Genomic DNA, 22,557 nt, shown 5'->3' with positions numbered 1-22,557 from the left:
CAGCCAAAGACAACAATAAAGGGGGCATGATGCTGCGTCGTCGTAAGCCATTTGACACCATCGCTGCGGTGGATCTGGGCTCAAACAGTTTCCATATGATTGTGGCGCGGGTGAAAGATCACCATGTGCATGTGGTGGATCGCCTGCGCGAGACCGTGCGTCTGGCTAATGGCTTGGATGAGGAAACCGGGCGTATCAGTGAAGAGGCCTTAGAGCGGGCGTTGGCCTGTCTGGAGCGTTTCGGTCAGCGGGTGCGATCCTTGCCTCAGGGCAGTGTCCGGGCAGTGGGCACCAATACACTGCGTCAGGCGCGCAAAGTCCGAGGTTTCCAAGACCGGGCGCGCAAGGCTTTAGGGCATCCGATTGAGATTATCGCCGGCCTGGAAGAGGCGCGATTGATTTATCTCGGTGTGGCGCACAGTTTGGCTGATGATGGCGGGCGGCGCTTAGTCGTGGATATCGGTGGCGGCAGTACCGAGCTGATCATCGGTGAGCGATTTGAACCACAGGCGATGGAAAGCCTATATATGGGCTGCATCAACATGGGTCGGCGGTATTTTTCGGATAGCCGCATCACCGAACGCGCCTGGCGCCATGCTGAAATTGCTGCGCAGTTAGAACTTCAACCCATTAGTGCGCGTTATCGACGCCTGGGTTGGGAGCGCGCTTTGGGCGCCTCTGGGACGCTGTTGGCCATTGAGCGGATCCTGCGTGAGCAGGGCTGGGCGGATGGTGGTGTGACTCACGAGGGCTTGCTGCATTTGCGCGATCATTTGCTGGGAGCCGGTCATGTTGAGGCCGTATCACTCAAGGGTCTGAGCGAAGATCGGCGGCCGATTTTGGCGGGCGGCGCAGTGGTATTGCTGAGTATCTTTGAATCCTTGGGTATTCAGCACATGCAAGTGGCCGATGGCGCTCTGCGTGAAGGCTTAATTTACGAGTTACTGGGGCGCATTGAACACGAAGATGTGCGCACGCGCAGTATCGAGGGCTTGGTCAGTCGCTTTCAAATTGATGATACCCATGCTCGGCAGGTGGAGGCGCGCTGCGCTGAGCTCATCGACGAGGTTGCCGAGGAGTGGGAACTGAATCAAGATCATGCTGACCTTCTCAGCTGGGCAGCCCGTTTGCATGAGCTGGGGCTGAACATCGCGCATGCGCAGTACCATAAGCATGGCGCTTATATCTTGGAAAATGCCGATTTGGCGGGCTTTACCGTCGAAGAACAGCGGCGCTTGGCGTTGCTGGTGCGCGGCCATCGCCGTAAATTCCCCTTAGATCTCTTCGAGGCCCGCGGCCCCAGCGAGGCCACGCTTTTGACCCGCTTGGCGATCCTGTTACGCCTCTCAATCGTCTTAAACCGCGGCCGTTCGGCCGATGCCATCCCCATCGAGGCAGTCACCCCCAAAAAGCATGGCCTGAAAATCCGCTTTGCCGCCGGCTGGCTGGACGCACACCCGCTGACCCGTGCCGACCTCGAAGGCGAAGCTGCCTACCTCAGCGCCGCCCACCTCAAACTCAAATTCGAATAAAGGGGTCAGACCCCATTTTGGCAAAAATGGGGTCTGACCCCAGTTTTAGGTGAGGTGCTCGAGGAGGGCTTGCTGGGCGTTGTGGGCGAGGGCGCGGCTGCGGCGGCGCACGCGGCGGTAGTGGCCATTGGCATCAAGCACCCAGGTCTGCATATTGTCTTTGAGGTAGGCGCGCAATGACTCGTCAATGACGCGCTTGCGCAGCGCCGGCTTCTCCACAGGAAAGGCCACCTCGACGCGGCGGAAGAAATTGCGCGGCATCCAATCAGCGCTCGAACAAAAGACCTGCGGCTCTTTGCCATTTTGGAAGTAGAAGACGCGCGAGTGTTCCAAGAACCGGCCCATCACCGAGCGCACCTGGATATTGTCGGAAACGCCCGGGATGCCGGGGCGCAAACAACAGATGCCGCGGACAATGAGTTGCACGCGAACCCCCGCCTGCGAGGCGCGATAAAGTGCCTGAATCAGCTTAGGCTCGATCAAGGAATTCATGCGCGCCATAATCTTCGCTGGACGCCCCGCTTGGGCATGCTCGATCTCGCGATCGATGTAATCCAACATTGAAGCATGCAAGGTGAAAGGCGCCTGCAAGAGCTTTTTCAGCTTGGAGACCTTGCCAAGCCCCGTGAGCTGCTGAAAGATCTTATGCACATCCTCGCCGATCACCTGATCAGCGGTCATGAAACCCAGATCAGTATAGGCTCGCGCTGTCCCGGCATGATAGTTACCCGTACCTAGGTGCACATAGCGGCGAATCTTGCCTTTCTCGCGGCGCACCACCATCAACAGCTTGGCATGGGTTTTATAGCCCACTACGCCATAGGTCACATGCGCCCCAGCATCCTGCAAACGGTTGGCCAGCTGAATATTGGCCTCCTCATCAAAACGCGCGCGCAGCTCGATAATCACCGTGACTTCCTTACCCGCCTGCGCCGCTTCCACCAAAATATCCACTAGCTGAGAGCGCACGCCAGTGCGATACACGGTTTGCTTGATCGCCAGCACATCGGGATCGCGCGCCGCCTGACGCAAAAGCTCAATCACCGGCACAAAGGATTGGTAGGGATGATGCAAGAGCACATCGCCGCGGCGCACGGTATGAAAAATATCCGCCGCACTGCTTAAACTCGGCGGCAGCGAGGGCACAAACGAGCAAAACTTCAGATCTGGTCGCTCCACCAACTCATGCACCGCCATTAAGCGGTTGAGATTCACCAAGCCGTTGACCTGATACAAATCCTCGCGGGCCAGATTGAACTGGCGCAAAAGAAAATCCGCGACCGGCCCGGGGCAATTGTCCGCCACCTCCAAACGCACCGCTTGGCCATAATTACGCTGCGGCAGCTCACCCTCTAAGGCCATGAGCAAGTCGTCGATTTCCTCTTCATGAACAAACAAGTCCGAGTTACGCGTCAGACGAAACTGATAACAACCGCTGACCTTCATGCCCTGAAACAGCTCGCCCACATGCGCATGCAAAATGGACGACAAAAACACAAAGTCATTCTCACCCTGGGAGATCTCTGCCGGCAGGCGCGCCACTCGCGGCAGCGAACGCGGCGCTTGCACCACCGCCATACGGCTGTCACGGCCAAAGGCATCTTTGCCTTCCAAGGTGACAATGAAGTTCAAGCTCTTATTGAGAATCCGCGGAAAGGGATGTGCCGGATCCAAGCCTAAGGGCGATAACACCGGCAGCAACTCCTTAAGGAAAAACTCTTTCACCCACTCGGCTTGCTGTTGCGACCATTTGGTGCGACGGACAAAGCGGATATTCTGTTCGGCCAGCGCCGGGATCAAAATCTCATTCAAGGTCGCGTACTGATCATCGACCAGGTCATGCGCCTGTTCATTGATACGCTTGAGCTGTTCCTGCGCACTTAAACCATCCGGCCCCGGCGTATTCACGCCCAGTACGACCTGTTGTTTCAGGCCCGCCACGCGCACCTCAAAAAACTCATCGAGGTTGGTCGAGGAAATACACAGATAACGTAGCCGCTCCAACAGCGGGATATTCTCTTGCTTGGCCAGCTCCAAAACGCGGCGATTAAACGCCAGCAAGCTGGTCTCGCGGTTGATGTAAAGCTCGGGGCTGGCTAAATCGATATCATTCATTACGCGAGTAAAAACTCCAAAAGCGCCTTTTGCGCATGTAAGCGGTTCTCGGCCTCATCCCAGACCACACTTTGCGGTCCTTCAAGGACCTCGGTGCTCACTTCTTCTTCACGATGCGCCGGCAAACAATGCATAAACAAGGCATCGGCATGGGCGCGCGACATCAACTCGCGGTCTACCATGTACGCAGAGAACGCCCGTCGCCGCGCGACTTGTTCCTGTTCTTGGCCCATGCTCGCCCAAACATCTGTCACCACCAAATCGGCGTCCACCGCCGCCTGCAAGGGATCGCGGACAATGCGTGCCCGATCACCGGCGGCATTCAAGATCAAAGGATCCGGGTCATAGCCCTCGGGACAGGCAATCACCAATTCGAAATCCAGGCGCTGCGCAGCATGGATATAGCTGTGGCACATATTATTGCCATCGCCTACCCAAACCACGCGCCGCCCGGCGATATCGCCGCGCTGTTCCACCCAAGTCTGTAGGTCAGCCAGTAGCTGGCAGGGATGTTCTAAATCCGTCAGTCCATTGATCACCGGTACCCGAGAGTGCGCCGCAAAGCGCTGCACCTTCTCGTGTTCAAAGGTACGAATCATCACCGCATCAACCATGCGCGACAACACCCGTGCCGAATCCTCAATCGGCTCACCGCGACCCAACTGGGTATCACGCGGCGACAAAAACAGTGCCTGACCGCCCAGCTGTTGCATGCCGACCTCGAAAGACACACGAGTGCGCGTTGAGGACTTCTCAAAAATCATCGCCAAGGTCTTGCCGCGCAGCGGTTGATGCAACTCACTGGCGTAGTGCAGGGCTTTTAAGGCGATGGCCCGCTGGATCAGCTGTTTCAGCTCATCGCTGGAGACATCCAATAAAGACAAAAAATGACGAGTCAAACCGACGATTCCTCAGGCCGCTTCAGCGGCAAATTGCGTCACCAAGTCGCTAACGATAGCAACAATCTCATCTGCCTGCTGCGCATCGATAATCAGCGGCGGTAATAGCCGGATCACTCGCTCGGCGGTAACATTAATTAATAGTCCGGCGGCTAAAGCCATGGGCACCAGCTCGGCGCAGGCGCGATCAAGCTCAACCCCAATCATCAACCCCTGACCGCGGATATCACGCACCGCCGGATGCGCTCCAATGCGCTCACAAAATCCCGCCAAGATGCGTCGACCCATAGCCGCGGCATGCGCCGGCAGCTGTTCCTGCTCCAAAGTATCTAAAACCGCCAGCGCCGCAGCGCACACCAGCGGATTGCCACCAAAGGTCGTGCCATGGGTGCCCGCCGTGAACAAATCCGTGGCTTTGCCGGCCACTAGGGAAGCGCCAATCGGCACGCCGTTACCCAGGCCCTTAGCCAGACTCAAGACATCGGGGACAATGCCGGTGTGCTGAAACGCAAACAGCGTCCCGGTGCGACCAATCCCCGCCTGCACCTCATCGAGCATCAACAGCCAATCGGCCTCATCACAGAGTGCGCGCAGGCCCTGTAAATACTCCTTTTGTGGCACTTGAATGCCACCTTCCCCGGTCACCGGTTCGACCAGCACCGCGACGATATTGGCCTGGTCTTTGAGCGCTGCAACCGCCGCCAGATCGCCATAAGGCACGCGTATAAAGCCCGGCACCAAGGGCGCAAAGCCTTGCTGAATGCGCGCATTGCCGGTGGCCGTCAGTGTCGCCATGGTGCGGCCATGAAAGCTGCCTTCCATCACCACAATCGTCGGCTCAGCAATGCCCTTATGATGGCCATGCAAGCGCGCCAGCTTAATCGCCGCCTCATTCCCCTCAGCCCCGGAATTACAGAAGAAAGCCCGGCGCATGCCTGATAAAGCCGTTAGCCGCTCAGCCAGCGTTGTTTGCAGTGGGATCTCATATAAATTCGAGGTGTGAATCAGGATGCCAGATTGATCGCACAAGGCCTTGGCCACCGCCGGATGCGCATGCCCCAAACCGCACACCGCAATCCCCGACAGGGCGTCTAAATAACGCTTACCATCGGTATCCCACAGCCACGCGCCCTCGCCGCGGGCAAAGGCCACGGGCAGGCGTTTGTAATTTTGTACCAGTGCATCCGACACGGGCAGCCTCCCAGGAAAACAAAAACCGGCAGCACATCGGCTGCCGGCTGCTTACCTAATGGATCATACTGCGCCGCCCCGGTCGGGGCAAATGCTCAGGCGCCGTAGTTCTTAGCGACAAAATCCCAATTCACCACATTGAAGAAGTTTTCAATGTATTTGGGGCGCGCGTTGCGGTAATCCACATAGTAGGCATGCTCCCAAACATCCATGGTCAATAGCGGGGTCACGCCATCCATGGTGATTGGGGTTTCAGCATCATCGGTGTTCACGATCTCAACACTGCCATCAGCCTTTTTCACCAGCCAAGTCCAGCCCGAGCCAAAGTTGCCGGCGCCAGCGGCAGTAAACTTTTCTTTGAAACCCTCGAAAGAGCCAAACGCCTTATCGATGGCATCGGCCAGGGCGCCGCTGGGCTCACCGCCACCATTGGGGGTCAGACCCTCAAAGTAGAAGGTGTGGTTCCAGATCTGCGCGGCGTTGTTGAACATGCCGCCTGCCGGAGCTTTCTTGACGATGTCGTCCAAGCCCATGTTTTCGAACTCGGTGCCGGCGATCATCTTGTTCAAGTTGGCCACATAGGTGGCGTGGTGCTTATCGTGATGGTATTCCAAGGTCTCAGCCGAGATGTGCGGCTCCAAAGCGTTTTTCGCATACGGCAGCGGGGGCAGTTCGATACTCATAGATAATCTCCTAGCAGGACGATGGGTTAACAGACCATAGGTTAGAGCAGCAAGTGGCATAAACGCAAAACGCAATCGCTGCCTGAGATGCTGTATCTTGTAGCTGCCTTCCATTTTTCAACCATGGCTTATGTGCGGAATTTGCGGTGAATTGAATTTCAAAGGACAGATGCCTGATCTGTCTGTGCAGCGGCGCATGCTCGATCGTCTCGAGCGTCGTGGCCCGGATCACGAGGGCACCTACTCCGATGGACCTTTGGTCATGGGTCACCGTCGTCTGTCGATTCTGGATTTATCCGAGCGCGGCAATCAGCCCATGCTCGATCCCGAACTGGGTTTGGCCGTGGTGTTCAACGGCACGATTTATAACTTTCCCGAATTGCGCCGCGAACTCGAACAACAGTCCTATCGCTTTTTCTCCAGCGGCGACACCGAAGTCATTCTCAAAGCCTGGCATGCCTGGGGTGAGGCCTGTGTTGAGCGCTTCCAGGGCATGTTCGCCTTCGCGCTCTGGGATTTACGCGAGAAGCGCTTGCATTTGGTGCGCGATCGCATGGGCATCAAGCCGCTATATTACAGCCTCAATGACCAGCGCATTCGCTTTGCCTCCAGCTTGCCAGCACTGCTCAGTGGCGGCGATATCCCCTCGGAACTGGACCCCGTAGCGCTGCACCATCACTTTAGCTTGCATGCCGTCGTGCCCGCGCCGCGCACCATCTTGCGCCAAGTACGCAAGCTGCCCCCGGGCCATCACCTGCGTATCGATGCCGATGGCGCCACCCAATTAAGTCGCTATTGGACGCTCGAAGCTCGCCGCCCTAAAAAAACGCTCAGCCCCGGTGCATGGACCGAAGCCATTCATCAGGCGCTGCGCCAAGCTGTGGAAAAACGCCTCACGGTTGCTGATGTGCCGGTCGGCGTGCTGCTCTCCGGCGGCTTGGACTCTAGTCTTTTGGTGGCGCTCCTGGCTGAGGCCGGTGTGCGCGATTTACAAACCTTCACCGTGGGTTTTGAAGATCAGCCCGAGGAGAAGGGCAGCGAGTTTGAGTTTTCCGATCCCGTGGCCGAGCGCTATGCCACCCGCCATCACCGCTTTCATATCCCCAATGATCAGGTACTCACGCGCCTGCCCGAAGCCGTGTCACAAATGGCCGAGCCCATGGTGGGTCAAGACGCGGTCGCCTTTTATCTGCTCGCCGAGCAAGTCTCACAACACGTCAAAGTGGTGCAATCAGGGCAGGGCGCGGACGAGGTCTTTGGCGGCTATTTTTGGTATCCGCGTATGCACGCCGAAACCCAAGGCAGCTATGTTGAGCGCTTTGCCCAGCATTATTTCGACCGTGACCATGAAGAGTTTTCAGAAATGCTGGGTCCCGACTGGGTGGGTGAAGATCACACCCGCGCCCTGATCAGCGAGCTCTTGGAAGAGCCCGGCGCCGATACTTTCATCGATGCGGTGCTGCGTTTGGATGTGACGACCCTGATCGTCGATGATCCGGTCAAGCGCGTCGATAATATGACCATGGCCTTTGGTTTGGAGGCCCGCGTGCCATTTCTCGACCAGAACCTGGTGGAGCTGGCGGCGCGTATGCCGCCAGAGCTGAAGCTGGCTCAGGGCGGCAAAGGCGTGCTCAAGGACATCGCTCGTGGGCTGCTGCCCGATAGCGTCATCGACCGTCCCAAGGGTTATTTCCCGCTGCCGGCCCTAAAATACGTGCGTGGCCCATTCTTGGACTTCATGCGCGATATTTTAAATTCGCAAGCCTGTCACAACCGCGGGCTTTACCGCCGCAGCTATGTCGACAAGCTATTGGATGCCCCTGAACAGCATCTCACCCGCATCCAAGGCAGTAAGCTTTGGCATCTGGCGCTGCTGGAGTTTTGGTGTCAGCAACAAGGCCTATAAAAACCAATCCCATGCTGTTTGTCCGCGAAATAGCGCATTGCTAAGGGTTTCGTTATCCTAACGCGTGAAATAGGCCATTCAGCCCTAAAAACAAAACCGATTGCATGAGGTGTGATTTGGACGCATTGGAACGTATTCGTCAGCAGGTAGAAGAAAACCCCGTCATCATTTTTATGAAGGGTACCCCGCAGTTCCCGATGTGCGGTTTCTCCAGTCGCGCATCGCAAGCCTTGAAAAGCTGTGGCGTGCCTTTTGCGTACGTCAATGTGATGGCCGATATGGACGTGATGCAGGCTCTGCCGCAGTTCGCCAATTGGCCAACGTTCCCGCAGGTCTACGTCAAAGGTGAGTTGATTGGCGGCTGTGACATCACCATCGAGATGCACGAAAGTGGTGAGCTTGAGCCCCTGCTCAAAGAAGCCACCGGCGCTTAGTCTCTAAGATGAAGCGGGGCGGCCAGGTGCGTCGCCCCCATTCAAATCCTGCCAGCGGTTCATCACCCGGCAAAACAGATCAGCGGTCTTTTCCGCGTCGTAAACGGCGCTGTGGGCCTCTTCATTATCCCAATCCATCCCGGCCTCTTGAGCTGCCCGCGCCAGCACCGTTTGGCCATAGGCCATAGCGCACAGCGTCACCGTGTCTAGATTGCTAAATGGGTGAAACGGATTGCGCTTTACCCCAGCACGCTCCACCGTGGCATTCAAAAAGCCTAAATCAAAACTGGCGTTGTGCCCGACCAATACCGCGCGTGTGCAGTGATTGAGTTTCACTTCGCTGCGAATCTCGGCAAACACTTGAGCGAGTGCCTCATCCTCAGGCACATCGATGCGCAGCGGGTGATAAGGATTAATACCCGTCACCTCTAAGGATTTGGGGTCCATATTAGCGCCTTCAAAAGGCCGCACGTGGTGGCTGAGGGTGCGGTCGCGGTACAAATGCCCCCGGCTGTCCATCCTCAGGATCACCGCCGCGATCTGAAGTAAGGCGTCCGTTTGCGCGTTAAAGCCGCCGGTCTCAAGATCAATCACCACCGGCAAAAACCCGCGAAAACGTTGCCCCATAGGCACAAATTCAGTCATGCACACACCGCCAATGCACGGTTTCACCGGCACGCAAGGGAATCACTGTGTCATCGCCAAAAGGAAAAGACTCGGTCATGGTCCAATCTTGGCGTTCCAGGCGAATGAAATCCTCGTTGACTGGATAGCCGTAGAACGCCGGTCCATTGAGACTGGCGAAGCTTTCTAGTTGATGCAACGCACCCGCCGCCTCGAAGGCCTCTGCATAAAACTCAATGGCTGCCGGGGCACTGAAAATCCCCGCGCATCCGCAAGCACTCTCTTTGCCGCCTTTGGGGTGCGGGGCGCTATCGGTGCCCAAGAAAAAGCGCGGATGGCCGCTGGCTAAAATCTCCATAATGGCGGCGCGGTGCTGTTCGCGTTTTAACACCGGCAAACAGTAATGATGCGGCCGCAAGCCACCTTGAAATAGCGCATTGCGGTTCATCAGGATGTGTTGCGGCGTCACCGTGGCGCCAACGCGCTCTGGGGCGGAGCACACAAAGTCCACGGCATGCGCGGTGGTAATGTGTTCCATGACCACCTTAAGCCGATCAAAGCGTTCAATCAAAGGCGCCAAGATGCGTTCAATAAACACCTTCTCGCGATCGAAAATATCGACCTCTGGGTCCGTGACCTCACCATGCACCATCAGCGGCAGCCCCAAGTCTTGCATTGCCTGCAGCGCCGGATAGGCATCGCGAATATCGCGCACGCCGGCATCCGAATGGGTGGTCGCACCGGCCGGATACAGCTTGACGCCATGCACAAAACCCGTCGCTACCGCCGCCTCGATATCCTCGGGCGAGGTATTTTTCGTCAGGTAGATTGTCATCAATGGGGTAAAGCCACTGTCCTTGGGGGTCACCTCAAGAATGCGCTGGCGATAGGCTGCGGCTTGCTCGGCATTCACTACCGGTGGCACCAGGTTGGGCATGATCACGGCGCGGGCAAACTGGCGCGCCGAATGTGCGACGGCATGGGCCATGGCCTTGCCATCGCGGACATGCAGGTGCCAGTCATCGGGACGGCGAATAACGAGTTCTGAAATTGTCATCAATCTGCTCTAGAGGCCTGAAATTTAATGAATATTTTTGTTGCAGTGAAGCATAACATGAAAGCCGTAATTTCTTGACGCATCTGCCCAAAGCGCTGAACATAACCGTGAATCCAAGGTGATTGAACCACCGCCAGTGGCTGGAATTCTAGTCGCGCAACCGGTGGTGTTGATGGAGAGCATGAATGAACGCCCAAAGCCTGCCGCACGATATTGACGCTCAGGAAACGCAGGAATGGTTGGACGCGCTGGAAGCCGTGATCCAAGCCGAGGGACCGGAACGGGCGCATTACCTGCTCGAGCAGCTGGTGGATCAGGCGCGCCGCTCCGGGACCTTTCTGCCGTATTCCGCCAATACGGCCTATGTGAACACCATCCCGCCGCACCTCCAAGGCGAGTATCCCGGCGATGCCGAGCTAGAGCACCGTATTCGTTCGCTGATTCGCTGGAACGCGCTGATGATGGTGGTGCGCGCCAACCAAAACAGCTCGGAGCTGGGCGGCCATATCGCCAGTTTCGCCTCGGCGGCAACGCTTTATGACGTCGGTTTCAACCATTTCTGGCGCGCCCCTACTCATGAACATGGTGGCGATTTGATCTTCATTCAGGGCCATTCCGCCCCTGGGGTGTATGCGCGCTCCTACCTCGAGGGCCGCCTTACCGAAGCCCAGCTGGATGGGTTTCGCCAAGAAGTCGACGGCAGGGGCTTATCGTCTTATCCCCACCCTTGGTTGATGCCCGAATACTGGCAGTTCCCCACCGTGAGCATGGGGCTGGGGCCGATCACCAGCATCATGCAAGCGCGCTTCATGAAATACATGAACGACCGCGGCCTGGCTGCTGGCCAAGACCGCAAGGTCTGGTGTTTCTTGGGCGATGGCGAGACCGATGAGCCGGAAAGCTTAGGGGCGATCAGCCTGGCGGCCCGCGAGAAGCTGGATAACCTGATCTTTGTGGTGAACTGTAACTTACAGCGCCTCGACGGTCCGGTGCGCGGCAATGGCAAAATCGTTCAAGAACTCGAAGCCAACTTCCGCGGCGCAGGCTGGAATGTGTTGAAAGTTCTCTGGGGCAGCTACTGGGATCCGCTGTTGGCCAGAGACATCAAAGGCCTGTTGAAACAGCGCATGATGGAAGCGGTAGACGGCGATTACCAAAACTACAAGTCCAAAGATGGCGGCTATGTGCGCGAGCATTTCTTTGGTAAATACCCCGAGCTCAAGGCCATGGTCGCTGGGATGACCGACGAGGCCATCTGGCGTCTCAACCGCGGCGGTCATGACCCTTACAAGGTCTATGCTGCCTATCATGCGGCGGTCAATCACGTCGGTCAGCCCACCGTGATCCTCGCGCAGACGGTGAAAGGCTATGGCATGGGCGCGGCCGGCGAAGGCCAGATGCGTGCCCACCAACAAAAGAAAATGGCCGTCGAAGACCTCAAAGCCTTCCGCACTCGTTTCAGTGTTCCTATCTCCGATGCCCAGGCCGAAACGATGGAATATGTGAAGCCCGCCGAGGATTCCGCTGAGCTTAAGTACATGCTGGCGCGGCGCGAGGCGCTGGGCGGCTTCCTGCCGGTGCGTAAATCGTCAGTGGCGCCTTTGGAAGTCCCCGATTTATCGCTGTTCTCAGGGTTTCTGGAAGACTCTGGCGAGCGCGAGATGTCCACCACCATGGCTTTTGTGCGCATGCTCACCCAGCTCACGCGCGATAAGAAAATCGGCAGCCACATTGTCCCCATCGTCCCGGATGAGGCGCGTACGTTTGGTATGGAGGGTCTGTTCCGCCAGCTGGGGATTTATTCCTCGGTGGGTCAGCTGTACGAGCCGCAGGACAAAGATGAGGTGATGTTTTACAAAGAGGCGAAGAAGGGCCAGATTCTTGAAGAGGGCATTAATGAGGCTGGCGCTATGTCCTCGTGGATGGCGGCTGCGACCTCCTATAGCGTGCATGGCGTGTCGATGATTCCGTTTTACATCTTCTACTCGATGTTTGGTTTCCAGCGCGTCGGTGATTTGATTTGGGCGGCCGGCGATATGCAGTCGCGGGGCTTTTTGATTGGCGCCACCGCCGGGCGCACGACACTCTCGGGCGAGGGGTTGCAGCATCAAGACGGCCACAGCCACATGATGGCCGCCAACGTGCCCAACTGCATCAGCTACGATCCTACCTTCGCTTATGAGATGGCGGTGATTCTGAACGAGGGCATGAAGCGCATGTATGTGCGTCAGGAGAACGTGTTTTATTACATCACGGCGATGAATGAGAACTACCATCAGCCCGCCATGCCCAAAGGCGCGGAAGAGGGGATTGTCAAAGGCTTGTACCTGTTCAAGAAAGGCGGCAAAGGTAAGTTGCGCGTGCAGCTCATGGGTTCGGGCACCATTCTGCGTGAGGTCATCGCTGCCGCTGACTTGCTGAAGAAAGACTACGGTGTGGAGGCCGATATTTGGAGCGCTACTAGCTTTAACGAGCTGGCCCGCGATGGCCGCGCCGCCACCCGCTTTAACATGCTGCACCCCGATAAGACGCCCAAACAAAGCTGGTTAGAGCAGTGCCTGGCCAAGGCCGAGGGACCGGTGGTGGCCTCAACCGATCATGTCAAAGCCTTTGCCGATCAAATCCGTGCTTGGGTGCCCGATAATTACACCGTTTTAGGCACCGATGGCTTTGGCCGCAGTGACTTGCGCAAGAATCTGCGGCGGCATTTCGAGGTGGACCGCCACTATGTCGCACTAGCAGCGTTAAAAGCCTTAGCCGATGAGGGCAAGCTGCCCACCGCCAAGGTGGTCGATGCCATTAAGCGCTATGAGATTGATGCCGACAAGATCGACCCTCTGCATGCCTAAGGCTGATAAAAAGCGACGGGAGAAGCGCCTATGAGCAGTGTCGTAGAAATCAAAGTCCCCGATATCGGCGACTTCAAAGACATCGAGGTGATCGAGGTTTTGGTCAAGGAGGGCGATACCGTCCAGCCTGAGGACTCGCTGATCACCCTGGAGTCGGATAAGGCCTCCATGGATATTCCCTCGCCACAGGGCGGGGTGATTAAGGGCCTGAAACTTAAAGCCGGCGATCGCGTCTCCGAGGGCACGCCGATTCTTGATCTCGAGGCCAGCGATGGCGCCAGCGAGAGTGCCGGCGATGGTGCCAGCGATAGCGCCGCTGCCACCGAGTCAGACTCCAGCGCCGCACCAGCCAGCAGCCCGCCGCCCGCTGACGCGCCCGAACCCAGCAGCGCCGCACCGGCTTCCGCAGCAGCACAAGCCAAAGCGCCAGCGCCAGCCGCTGCACCCGCCGCACAAGCCGCCGCTGCTTCCCCGGCAGGGCTGCGTCCACCGCCGATCACGACCCCCATCGACGAAGAAGCTTTCCGCAAAGCCCATGCCTCGCCTTCGGTGCGCCGCTTTGCCCGCGAGTTGGGCGTAGATTTGGGTCATCTTAGTGGCACCGGACCCAAGGGCCGGATTCTCAAAGAAGACATCCAAGACTTTGTGAAGCGCTTGGCCGCGCAAGGCCCGGCCACAGGCGGTTTGAGCCTCTTGCCCGTGCCCGAGATTGATTTCACTCGCTTTGGCGCCGTCGACTATCAACCGCTGACCAAGATCAACCGACTCACGGGGCAGAACCTGCACCGCAACTGGGTCACCATCCCGCATGTCACGCAGTTCGATGAAGCCGATATCACCGAGCTCGACGCTTTCCGCAAACAGCTGGCCGCCGAATACAAAGACAAGGGCGTGAAAATCACCTTCCTAGCGTTTTTGATGAAGGCCCTGGTCTCGGCTTTAAAAGAATACCCGCGTTTTAACGCCTCGTTGGATCCCACCGGCGAGCAGCTAATCATCAAGCAGTACTACAACATGGGCATTGCTGTGGACACCCCCGATGGCTTGGTCGTGCCGGTAGTGCGTGATGTGGATCGCAAATCCTTAGTCGAGCTGGCGCGAGAGACTGCCGAGATCTCCGAAAAAGCCCGCAATCGCCGCCTCAAAACCCAAGATATGGAGGGTGGCTGTATCACCATCACCAGCTTGGGCGGTATCGGCGGCACGCATTTCACGCCGATCGTAAACGCCCCAGAGGTCGCTATTCTTGGCGTCTCGCGGGCCGGCATGCAGCCGGTATGGAATGGTCAGGAGTTTATGCCGCGGCTGATTTTGCCGCTGTCACTGTCCTATGATCACCGCGTGATTGATGGTGCCTTGGGGGCGCGCTTCACCACTTACTTAAGCGGCCTGTTGTCGGATATGCGCCGCATGCTGCTGTAAGAGCATTCTTTTGGAGTCAATGATGGCCGATGCCAAAGCCAGTGATGTAACCCCCGATCTGCAATGCCAACTGTTGGTACTGGGCTCCGGTCCGGGCGGCTACACCGCGGCGTTTCGCGCTGCCGACTTGGGTTTGGATGTGGTGCTGGTTGAGCGTTATCCGGTGATCGGCGGGGTGTGTTTGAACGTCGGCTGTATTCCCTCAAAAGCGCTTTTGCATGCTGCCAATGTCATTGATGAGGCGGCCACATTCGCCACTCATGGTATTGAGTTCGGTGCACCGAAGATCAACCTGCCCAAGCTGGCGGAGTATAAAAACGGCGTCATCGGCAAGCTTACCAAGGGTCTGGCGCATCTGGCCAAACAGCGCAAAGTGCGGGTGGTGCAGGGCGTAGGGCAGTTCGTATCGCCGCATTCGGTCAGCGTGAGTCATGATGGCCAAGAACACATGATCGGCTTTGAACAAGCCATCATCGCCGTGGGCTCACAACCCATTCGTCTGCCGGGGTTGCCTTGGGAAGATGAGCGGGTGATGGACTCCACCGGCGCTTTGGAGCTGCGCGATATCCCTAAGCGATTGTTGGTGATTGGCGGCGGTATTATCGGTCTGGAGATGGCCTGCGTTTATGAGGCATTGGGCTCGAAAGTCACGGTGTGTGAACTGTCCTCAGATCTCATGCCGGGTGTGGATCGTGACTTGGTCAAGCCCTTGGAAAAACGCCTTGCCGGCCGTTACGAAAATATCTTCTTAAAAACCCGCGTGACCTCGGCCAAGGCCAGCAAAAAAGGCATCGAGGTGAGCTTTGAGGGTGATAAGGCTCCGGCCAATGACTGTTTTGATCGCGTGTTGGTCTCGGTGGGCCGCTCTGCTAATGGCGGCAAGATCGGCGCCGAGGCGGCCGGCGTCTCCGTGGACGAGCGTGGCATTATCGCCGTGGATCGGCAAATGCGCACCAATGTCTCGCATATTTTTGCCATTGGCGATGTGGTGGGCGCGCCCATGCTGGCGCATAAAGCGACGCACGAGGGTAAGGTCGCCGCTGAAGTCGCCGCCGGGCAGAAATCCAGTTTTGATGCGCGCAGTATTCCCAGCGTGGCCTACACCCATCCCGAAGTGGCTTGGGCGGGTCTCACCGAAACCGAAGCCAAACAAAAGGGCATTGCTTATAAGAAAGGCGTGTTTCCCTGGGCGGCCAGCGGCCGGGCCATCAGTGTCGGCGGGGATGCCGGCCTGACTAAGCTGCTTGTCGATGATCAGGATCGCGTGATTGGTGCAGGTATTGTCGGGCCACATGCCGGTGAGCTGATTGCCGAGACCATGCTGGCGATGGAGCTGGGCGCGGATGTAGCCGATCTGGGGCTGACTATTCACCCGCATCCGACGCTGTCAGAAACCGTTGGCTTTGCGGCAGAAGTGCTACACGGTTCGATCACCGATATCCTGCCCCCGCGCTAGCGTTTTGGTTATACTGCGCGCCTTGTTGGTACAGGCGTGATTCAGGAACACAACCATGGCAGAACCCATCAAAAAAGTCGTGCTCGCGTATTCAGGTGGGCTGGATACCTCCGTGATTCTCAAGTGGCTGGAGGATACTTACGGCTGTGAGGTGGTGACGTTCACTGCCGATATTGGTCAGGGCGAAGAGCTTGAGCCAGCGCGCGCCAAAGCCCAGGCCATGGGCGTTCAAGAAATCTACATCGATGATTTGCGCGAGGAGTTCGTGCGCGACTTCGTGTTCCCGATGTTTCGTGCCAATACCGTGTATGAAGGTGAATATCTGCTGGGCACCTCGATCGCGCGCCCCTTGATCGCCAAGCGCCTGATCGAAATCGCCAATGAAACCGGCGCTGATGCCATCTCGCATGGCGCCACCGGCAAGGGCAATGACCAGGTGCGTTTTGAACTGGGTGCCTATGCGCTAAAGCCCGGGGTTAAAGTTATCGCCCCCTGGCGGGAATGGGATTTGAACTCGCGCGAAAAACTCTTGGCCTATGCCGAGCAGCACCAAATCCCCGTCGACATGAAGCGCGGCAAGAAATCCCCATATTCCATGGATGCCAACCTGCTGCATATCTCCTATGAGGGCAATCAGCTGGAAGATCCTTGGTGTGAAGCGGAAGAGGACATGTGGCGCTGGACCGTCTCTCCTGAGGCGGCCCCCGATGCGCCGGAGTATCTGGAAATCCAGTTTGCCGGCGGTGACCCTGTGGCCTTAAATGGTGAGTCGCTATCGCCAGCAACCCTGCTGGAGCGCCTCAATCAAATCGGAGGTCGTCACGGTATCGGGCGGCTGGATTTGGTTGAAAACCGCTATGTCGGCATGAAGTCTCGCGGCTGTTATGAAACTCCTGGCGGCACGATCTTATTGAAAGCGCATCGCGCGATTGAGTCGTTGACCTTAGATCGCGAGGCCGCGCATCTCAAAGATGAGCTGATGCCGCGGTATGCCAGCTTGATTTACAATGGCTATTGGTGGAGCCCAGAACGCCAGATGCTACAGGCCCTGATCGATGCTTCGCAGGTGCATGTCAACGGGCTGGTGCGCTTGAAGCTCTACAAAGGCAATGTCATTGTGGCCGGACGGCAGTCGCAATCCGACAGCCTATTTGATACCCATATCGCCACTTTTGAGGACGATGCCGGTGCTTATGATCAAAAGGACGCGGAAGGCTTTATTAAACTCAACGCGCTGCGTATGCGGATTGCGGCTCAGCGTGGCCGGTAACCGCCTTAGTCAAATCTTGGCGCTGCTGTTGGCCGTGGGTCTTTTGGGCGCTTGCGCCAGCGTGCCTGAGTACTCGCGTGATGACCGCGATCCCTTCGAGAGCTACAACCGCGCGATGTTTACTGTGAATGACGCGGTGGATCGGGCGGTATTAAAACCGGTGGCGCAAGGCTATAAAGCGGCGACACCCCGGCCGGTACAAAACAGCGTCGGTAATTTCTTCAGCAATCTGCTGGAGATCCGTAATGCCTTTAATAACGTCCTGCAGGGCAAGTTTCACAACGCCGCCTCTGATTTCACGCGCCTGATTATGAACACCAGTTTCGGGGTTTTAGGTTTGTTTGATGTAGCCACCCCCATGGGACTGGAGAAGAGTCAGGAAGATTTCGGTCAGACCCTGGGAGTCTGGGGTGTGCCCTCGGGTCCTTACGTGGTTCTGCCGATGCTCGGGCCCAGCAGCGTGCGCGATGCGCCGGCGCGGGTGGTCGATTGGGAACTCGATCCGGCGATTCGTGCGGGTCTGGGTGATGAGCGTTACGCCTTGTTGGCGCTAGATATCGTCCACGTAAGAGCGCGCTTGCTATCTACCGAGCGGGCTTTGGATGAGGTAGCCACCGATCGCTATATGGCCATCCGCAATGCTTATCTTGAGCGGCGCGAGTTTCTGGTGCGCGATGGTGCTCCCAGCAGTGATCAGCAGCTGGATTTCTTAAGAGAGCTGGAAGAAGACGGTATGCCTTAATGGGCGCGTCGCGGATTTAAGCCACAACCATGTACGCGCTGCTCAAACCATTTGTTGACCTGGCCTTGCTGCGCCGCGGCCCCGAGGACCTGCCGGCCTCTCAGCCCTTATTGCTGATCTGCGCGCTGCTTTATTGGCTTTTGGCCGTGGTGGTTGTTGCGCCGTTTTATCCGCTTGGCGTTGCTTTGGTGCAGGCGGGTCTGGATTTGGCTTTGCTGGGCGTGTTCACCCTTGTCTTGCTGCGCACGCGGAGCCTGGGTGAGCGGTTCAATCAGACCTTTACGGGCCTTCTGGGCGTAGGTGTTGTGCTAGGCGTGTTGATGATCCCTGTGGTGCTTCAGCTGCGCAGCGTCGATGGCCCAGAAGAAGTGTCCTTATTCACCACCATCATCTACTTGCTGCTGCTGGGCTGGTTGCTTACTGCCTATGGCCATGTGCTGCGTCGCGCTCTCGACATCAAAAATCCGGCTGGCGGTGTCGGTCTGGCCATTCTCTATATGCTGCTTGCTGGCATTTTGGGTGAGTGGGTGCATAGCGCCTGGGTGGCATGAAGCACATTCACATCCTCGGCATTGGCGGCACCTTCATGGGCGGCATCGCACTTTTGGCCAAAGCTGCCGGCTACCACGTCACCGGCAGCGACACTGGCGTCTACCCACCCATGAGTACCCTGCTCGCAGAGCAAGGCATCACCTTCCAAGAGGGGTACGACCCCAATTGGGGGTCGTACCCCAATGTGGTGGTGGGGAATGTGATTAGCCGTGGTAATCCTTCGCTGGAATATGTGCTGAATCAGGGCTTGGCTTATACCTCCGGGCCGCAGTGGCTGGCCGAGCATGTGCTCAAAGACCGCTGGGTGTTGGCCGTGGCTGGCACACATGGCAAAACCACTACCGCCAGTATCTTGGCATGGATTTTAGAATACGCCGGGCTTGAGCCGGGGTTTTTGATTGGCGGGGTGCCGGGTAATTTCGGGGTCTCAGCGCGCTTGGGGCGCTCGCCGTTTTTTGTGGTCGAGGCCGATGAATACGATACGGCGTTTTGCGATAAGCGCTCTAAGTTTGTGCACTACCACCCGCGGACGCTGATCCTCAACAATCTAGAGTTCGATCATGCGGATATCTTCCCCGATCTTGCAGCGATTGAGCGGCAATTTCACCATTTAATACGCATTGTGCCGGGTAATGGGCTGGTCATCAGCCGCTATGGGGATGAAGCGCTGGAGCGGGTTTTGGCCCAAGGCCTGTGGACACCTGTAACACGCTTTGGCACCGACTCTGATGCTGACTGGGGCATCACGCCAGCGCTACAAGACGCTTTCCCCATGCCCGGGCAGCACAATCAGCTCAATGCTTTGGCGGCCTTACTGGCAGCGCGTCATGCCGGCGTGGCACTCGAGGTCGGCATCGAGGCGCTCAGCCAGTTTCAAGGAGTGAAGCGTCGCCTGGAGCTGCGCGGTGAAGTGGGCGGGATTCGCGTCTATGATGACTTCGCGCATCACCCCACAGCCATCGGTGCCACCATTGCCGCTTTGCGCCAGCACGTGGGCAGTGAGCGTGTGATCGCTGTGCTGGAGCCGCGCTCAAACACCATGCGCCTCGGTGTGCACGAGCAGGCCCTAGCCCCCAGCTTAAAACAAGCCGACGCCACCTGGGTTTATGCCAGCCCTGACATCGGTTGGGATGTGGCCGCGGCCATGCGCCCCTTGGGTGATCAGGTCAGGGTGGAAACCGACATCGATGCCTTATTGCACAGCTTGAAGGCGGACCTACGGCCCGGGGATCATGTGCTGATTATGAGCAACGGCGGCTTTGCCGGCCTGCATCAGCGCTTACTATCGGAACTTCAGGGCCGTTTGTCGCCGCAATCGGGAGATCAGCTTTGAACAATGCCACACCGCCAACCAGTCTGATCAGTGATGCCGAGTGGGGCGAGCATAAAGCCCATTTGACGGCGCTGGCTGAGCGCGCGCAGCGATATGCGGGGATGATCTTCGTAGTGACTTTTGCCGGCTATGGGGCGGCGATTTGGAGCTGGTGGCAGGGCAGCACGTGGCTGGCCATCATCATTGCCACCTGTGCGTATTTGTTCTTTCGTCAGTTTCGGCGCTTTTCACTGCGCCTGGCGTTGCGCCGTGTCTCAGAGCAACCCGTGGCAAGACCAGCGGCCGATAAGATCGAGGCACTGCTGGAGCAGCATGGCCCCGAGGCCGTGATGGCCGCCATTCAGGCTCGGCTTACAAGCTGATCGGCTCGTCCATCTTCTGACTGAAAACGCGATTTAGCGTCGCGTAGATGTCTTCACCGGTTTTGTCGTCTTCCCAAGAGGCGCCGTCGCTGGAGCGGCTGTAATGCGCCGGACCCTCGGGAGAAGCCAGCCAAATCTGGCGCACCGGTTCTTGGCGATTGATGATCAGCTTGCTGCCGTCATCAAACTCGACCTTCAGCACCCCATCGACAATATCGGCATCCAGGTCGGCCAGTGAATCGATGGCGCTCATGCGCTCCACCAGATCTTCCAAAAACTCGTCCGCCTGAACCGCAAAAGAAGCATTGCTCATGCCGTATTTCTCCTATTCCATCTCTGGGTCGCAGTCGTAGCCCGGGATCCAGCCCATGCTTTTGGCTTTCTCTACCGCTGCTGCATGAATGCGCTCATGGCGCGCGCGAATATCATCGGGCAGTCGGCTCACCAGCAGTCCGTACTTATCCCACTCGGCGCCCACCTTATCATGAAGCATTTGAATCTGCGCGGTACTCCAACCCTCACAGGTCTCGGATTCGGGGATCAGCCCAAACGCCCATGCATCTTTGATCAGCCCGCCAATCGGCGTCATGCCGCCATGCAAGTCATTGTGGATGCCCACATACGTCTGATTACTGCGCGGCTTCATCACGCCTCCCAAATTCGTCAACGCTGGATTATAAACCCTTAGCGCAGGATGAGCTGTAATTTGTGACTCCGGCACTGGGTATGTGATTGCCGGGTTGAAAAAGATAGGTGATAGGTTACCCTTGCTTGAAAGGGTTTTAGCCACCAACATGGTCTGCCATGAGAATGAAAAAACCGCCGCATCCTGGCCTCGCTGTAGGAGATAATGCGCGGCGGTTCTACTACCGCATTGGGCTGAAACTGATGGGGGTGGTGGCTGCGGTGTTCGTGGTCTACGTGGTCATCAGCGCCATTTGGGGCGACCCCACCGAGTCGGATTCAACCCAAGCGACCATCGCCTTGCGCATTGATTTGAGTGCCATTCCCCCAGGCGAGATACTGGAGCGCACCTGGCAGGGCCGACCGCTTTGGGTATTGCACCGAACGCCCGAGATGCTGGGGCAACTCGAAGACAGTGCTGTTGAACTTTATGACCCCAGTTCGCGCTGGAGCCAGCAGCCCACGGCGTACCGTAACCCCCACCGAAGCGCTGAGCCGGCTTATTTTGTGGTGTTTGCGCAGAGCACGGATTTGTCGTGTGCGCTGCGCTGGGTGCCCGCGGACGGTGATAATCAGCATGCGCACTTTGTCGACTCGTGTCGTGGCTCAAAATTTGATGCAGCGGGCCGGGTGTGGCGCGATCAGCCGGCGCGGCGCAACCTGGTGGTGCCCGACTACCACATCGACGGTCATCTGCTGCTGTTCACCCGCTAACCCTCGAGCAGTTAGCGGCTGAATGAGAGAGTGGATCATTTATTTAGAGTAGTTGCCGAGGTAGACATCAAACCGCGTGCTGCTGCCCTCGATGCTGTGGTGCGGCTTGATCTCGCCTAATGGCGGCGCACGCAGCGGGCGCTTGACCACCACCCGAGCGAAACGGGGTGCGACCCCATTTGGGGGTCGTACCCCAGAGGAGCTAGCTCGGCCTAAGGCAAGCTCCAAAAGATCCTCGCCTTGGCCATGCGCTCCCAGCAGGCGCTGCAACAGCTGCATAGGCTTTTTCGCGGCGGCTGATTTTTGCCGATGCGGGTACATGGGGTCGAGGTAGACGACGTCGGCTTGATGGGTTCTTAGCGTATCCCGAGCATCGCCGGGGATCAGCTGCATACGCGCTATGGTTGGTGCCAGGGCCTCATGCTGCGCCGCGCGTTTTAGGCCATCTTCGAGGAGCGCTGCGAGTAGGGGGTGGGACTCACACAGCGTCACTGTGCAGCCCAGCTGCGCGAGGATAAAGGCATCACTGCCCAGGCCAGCAGTAGTATCGATGACATGCGGGCAGTCGCCAGCTTTGAGACCGATAGCCCGCGCCAAAGGCTCATTACGCCGGCCCGCTCGTGGACCTCGGTAACCCATGCGCCCCTTGGTGAAATCCACCACCAAGCGGTCCGGCGAGGGCGCATCGAACGACGCAAAATGGAGCTCTAGTCGGTCATCGACACGCTGCAG

General features: G+C 57.7%; 21 protein-coding genes. 12 read left to right on the top strand and 9 right to left on the bottom strand.

Features of this window, described 5'->3' with window-relative positions; genetic code table 11:
* The first annotated feature begins 29 nt into the window (after positions 1 to 29).
* A complete protein-coding gene (gene ppx / locus CKX93_RS01195; protein WP_076755198.1) occupies positions 30 to 1,532 on the top strand; it encodes an exopolyphosphatase in 1,503 nt (500 codons plus the stop codon).
* Positions 1,533 to 1,577: 45 nt separating this feature from the next.
* Here the strand turns inward: ppx and ppk1 are convergent, their stop codons facing one another.
* The 4 genes from ppk1 to CKX93_RS01175 all read right to left on the bottom strand — a co-directional run bounded on the left by ppk1 (position 1,578) and on the right by CKX93_RS01175 (position 6,420).
* Entirely contained in the window at positions 1,578 to 3,647 is a 2,070-nt protein-coding gene (ppk1, locus tag CKX93_RS01190; protein WP_076754505.1) for a polyphosphate kinase 1, read from the bottom strand.
* Complete coding sequence (gene argF, locus CKX93_RS01185; protein WP_076754503.1) at positions 3,647 to 4,546, bottom strand: ornithine carbamoyltransferase; 900 nt, start codon at positions 4,544 to 4,546, stop codon at positions 3,647 to 3,649. Before argF ends, ppk1 begins: the two co-directional genes overlap by 1 nt.
* 12 nt (positions 4,547 to 4,558) lie before the next feature.
* The gene (locus CKX93_RS01180) at positions 4,559 to 5,737 is read right to left on the bottom strand and encodes an aspartate aminotransferase family protein (protein WP_076754502.1); all 1,179 of its coding nucleotides are present in this window, start codon (positions 5,735 to 5,737) and stop codon (positions 4,559 to 4,561) included.
* Between the two features lie 95 nt (positions 5,738 to 5,832).
* Positions 5,833 to 6,420, bottom strand: a complete 588-nt coding sequence (locus CKX93_RS01175) for a superoxide dismutase (RefSeq protein WP_076754500.1) — start codon at positions 6,418 to 6,420, stop codon at positions 5,833 to 5,835.
* A gap of 130 nt (positions 6,421 to 6,550) precedes the next feature.
* Here CKX93_RS01175 and CKX93_RS01170 point away from each other — a divergent pair, with 130 nt between their 5' ends.
* Both CKX93_RS01170 and grxD read left to right on the top strand, forming a co-directional pair.
* Positions 6,551 to 8,326: an N-acetylglutaminylglutamine amidotransferase gene (locus CKX93_RS01170; RefSeq protein ID WP_076754498.1), complete on the top strand. Its 1,776-nt coding sequence runs from the start codon at positions 6,551 to 6,553 to the stop codon at positions 8,324 to 8,326.
* A 116-nt stretch (positions 8,327 to 8,442) separates the two neighbouring features.
* Positions 8,443 to 8,760 (top strand): Grx4 family monothiol glutaredoxin, encoded by a 318-nt coding sequence (grxD, locus tag CKX93_RS01165; RefSeq protein WP_076754496.1) that lies wholly within the window; start codon positions 8,443 to 8,445, stop codon positions 8,758 to 8,760.
* A 3-nt stretch (positions 8,761 to 8,763) separates the two neighbouring features.
* Here the strand turns inward: grxD and rnt are convergent, their stop codons facing one another.
* Entirely contained in the window at positions 8,764 to 9,405 is a 642-nt protein-coding gene (gene rnt / locus CKX93_RS01160) for a ribonuclease T (RefSeq protein WP_076754495.1), read from the bottom strand.
* The gene (pyrC, locus tag CKX93_RS01155) at positions 9,398 to 10,435 is read right to left on the bottom strand and encodes a dihydroorotase (RefSeq protein ID WP_076755196.1); all 1,038 of its coding nucleotides are present in this window, start codon (positions 10,433 to 10,435) and stop codon (positions 9,398 to 9,400) included. The genes rnt and pyrC overlap by 8 nt, the downstream gene beginning before the upstream one ends.
* A gap of 191 nt (positions 10,436 to 10,626) precedes the next feature.
* On the opposite strand from pyrC, the gene aceE reads away from it, so the two are divergent.
* Genes aceE through CKX93_RS01115 form a run of 8 tightly spaced genes read left to right on the top strand, consistent with a single transcriptional unit; the run spans position 10,627 to position 20,427 of the window.
* On the top strand, positions 10,627 to 13,290 hold the full coding sequence (gene aceE / locus CKX93_RS01150) for a pyruvate dehydrogenase (acetyl-transferring), homodimeric type (protein ID WP_076754493.1): 2,664 nt from the start codon (positions 10,627 to 10,629) through the stop codon (positions 13,288 to 13,290).
* A gap of 30 nt (positions 13,291 to 13,320) precedes the next feature.
* Entirely contained in the window at positions 13,321 to 14,712 is a 1,392-nt protein-coding gene (locus CKX93_RS01145) for a dihydrolipoyllysine-residue acetyltransferase (protein WP_076754492.1), read from the top strand.
* A gap of 19 nt (positions 14,713 to 14,731) precedes the next feature.
* A complete protein-coding gene (lpdA, locus tag CKX93_RS01140) occupies positions 14,732 to 16,168 on the top strand; it encodes a dihydrolipoyl dehydrogenase (RefSeq protein WP_076754490.1) in 1,437 nt (478 codons plus the stop codon).
* 55 nt (positions 16,169 to 16,223) lie between these two features.
* Positions 16,224 to 17,438 (top strand): argininosuccinate synthase, encoded by a 1,215-nt coding sequence (locus CKX93_RS01135; RefSeq protein WP_076754488.1) that lies wholly within the window; start codon positions 16,224 to 16,226, stop codon positions 17,436 to 17,438.
* Complete coding sequence (locus tag CKX93_RS01130; RefSeq protein ID WP_234982769.1) at positions 17,428 to 18,180, top strand: MlaA family lipoprotein; 753 nt, start codon at positions 17,428 to 17,430, stop codon at positions 18,178 to 18,180. Before CKX93_RS01135 ends, CKX93_RS01130 begins: the two co-directional genes overlap by 11 nt.
* A gap of 29 nt (positions 18,181 to 18,209) precedes the next feature.
* A complete protein-coding gene (locus CKX93_RS01125) occupies positions 18,210 to 18,731 on the top strand; it encodes a hypothetical protein (protein WP_076754487.1) in 522 nt (173 codons plus the stop codon).
* A complete protein-coding gene (mpl, locus tag CKX93_RS01120) occupies positions 18,728 to 20,065 on the top strand; it encodes a UDP-N-acetylmuramate:L-alanyl-gamma-D-glutamyl-meso-diaminopimelate ligase (RefSeq protein ID WP_076754485.1) in 1,338 nt (445 codons plus the stop codon). The genes CKX93_RS01125 and mpl overlap by 4 nt, the downstream gene beginning before the upstream one ends.
* Entirely contained in the window at positions 20,062 to 20,427 is a 366-nt protein-coding gene (locus CKX93_RS01115; RefSeq protein WP_084178590.1) for a hypothetical protein, read from the top strand. The genes mpl and CKX93_RS01115 overlap by 4 nt, the downstream gene beginning before the upstream one ends.
* Here CKX93_RS01115 and cyaY read toward each other — a convergent pair.
* The gene (gene cyaY / locus CKX93_RS01110; protein WP_076754483.1) at positions 20,417 to 20,740 is read right to left on the bottom strand and encodes an iron donor protein CyaY; all 324 of its coding nucleotides are present in this window, start codon (positions 20,738 to 20,740) and stop codon (positions 20,417 to 20,419) included. The genes CKX93_RS01115 and cyaY overlap by 11 nt on opposite strands.
* 12 nt (positions 20,741 to 20,752) lie before the next feature.
* The gene (locus CKX93_RS01105) at positions 20,753 to 21,073 is read right to left on the bottom strand and encodes a hypothetical protein (protein ID WP_076754481.1); all 321 of its coding nucleotides are present in this window, start codon (positions 21,071 to 21,073) and stop codon (positions 20,753 to 20,755) included.
* 158 nt (positions 21,074 to 21,231) lie between these two features.
* On the opposite strand from CKX93_RS01105, the gene petA reads away from it, so the two are divergent.
* Positions 21,232 to 21,825: a ubiquinol-cytochrome c reductase iron-sulfur subunit gene (gene petA / locus CKX93_RS01100; protein WP_084178589.1), complete on the top strand. Its 594-nt coding sequence runs from the start codon at positions 21,232 to 21,234 to the stop codon at positions 21,823 to 21,825.
* A 39-nt stretch (positions 21,826 to 21,864) separates the two neighbouring features.
* On the opposite strand, the gene CKX93_RS01095 is transcribed toward petA, so the two are convergent.
* On the bottom strand, positions 21,865 to 22,557 hold the full coding sequence (locus CKX93_RS01095; RefSeq protein ID WP_234982793.1) for a class I SAM-dependent methyltransferase: 693 nt from the start codon (positions 22,555 to 22,557) through the stop codon (positions 21,865 to 21,867).

Origin of the sequence: Ectothiorhodosinus mongolicus, assembly GCF_022406875.1 — a bacterium.
Lineage (GTDB): Bacteria > Pseudomonadota > Gammaproteobacteria > Ectothiorhodospirales > Ectothiorhodospiraceae > Ectothiorhodospira > Ectothiorhodospira mongolica.
Note: the sequence above shows the minus strand (reverse complement) of the source record. Positions and strands in the feature narration are given on the sequence as shown.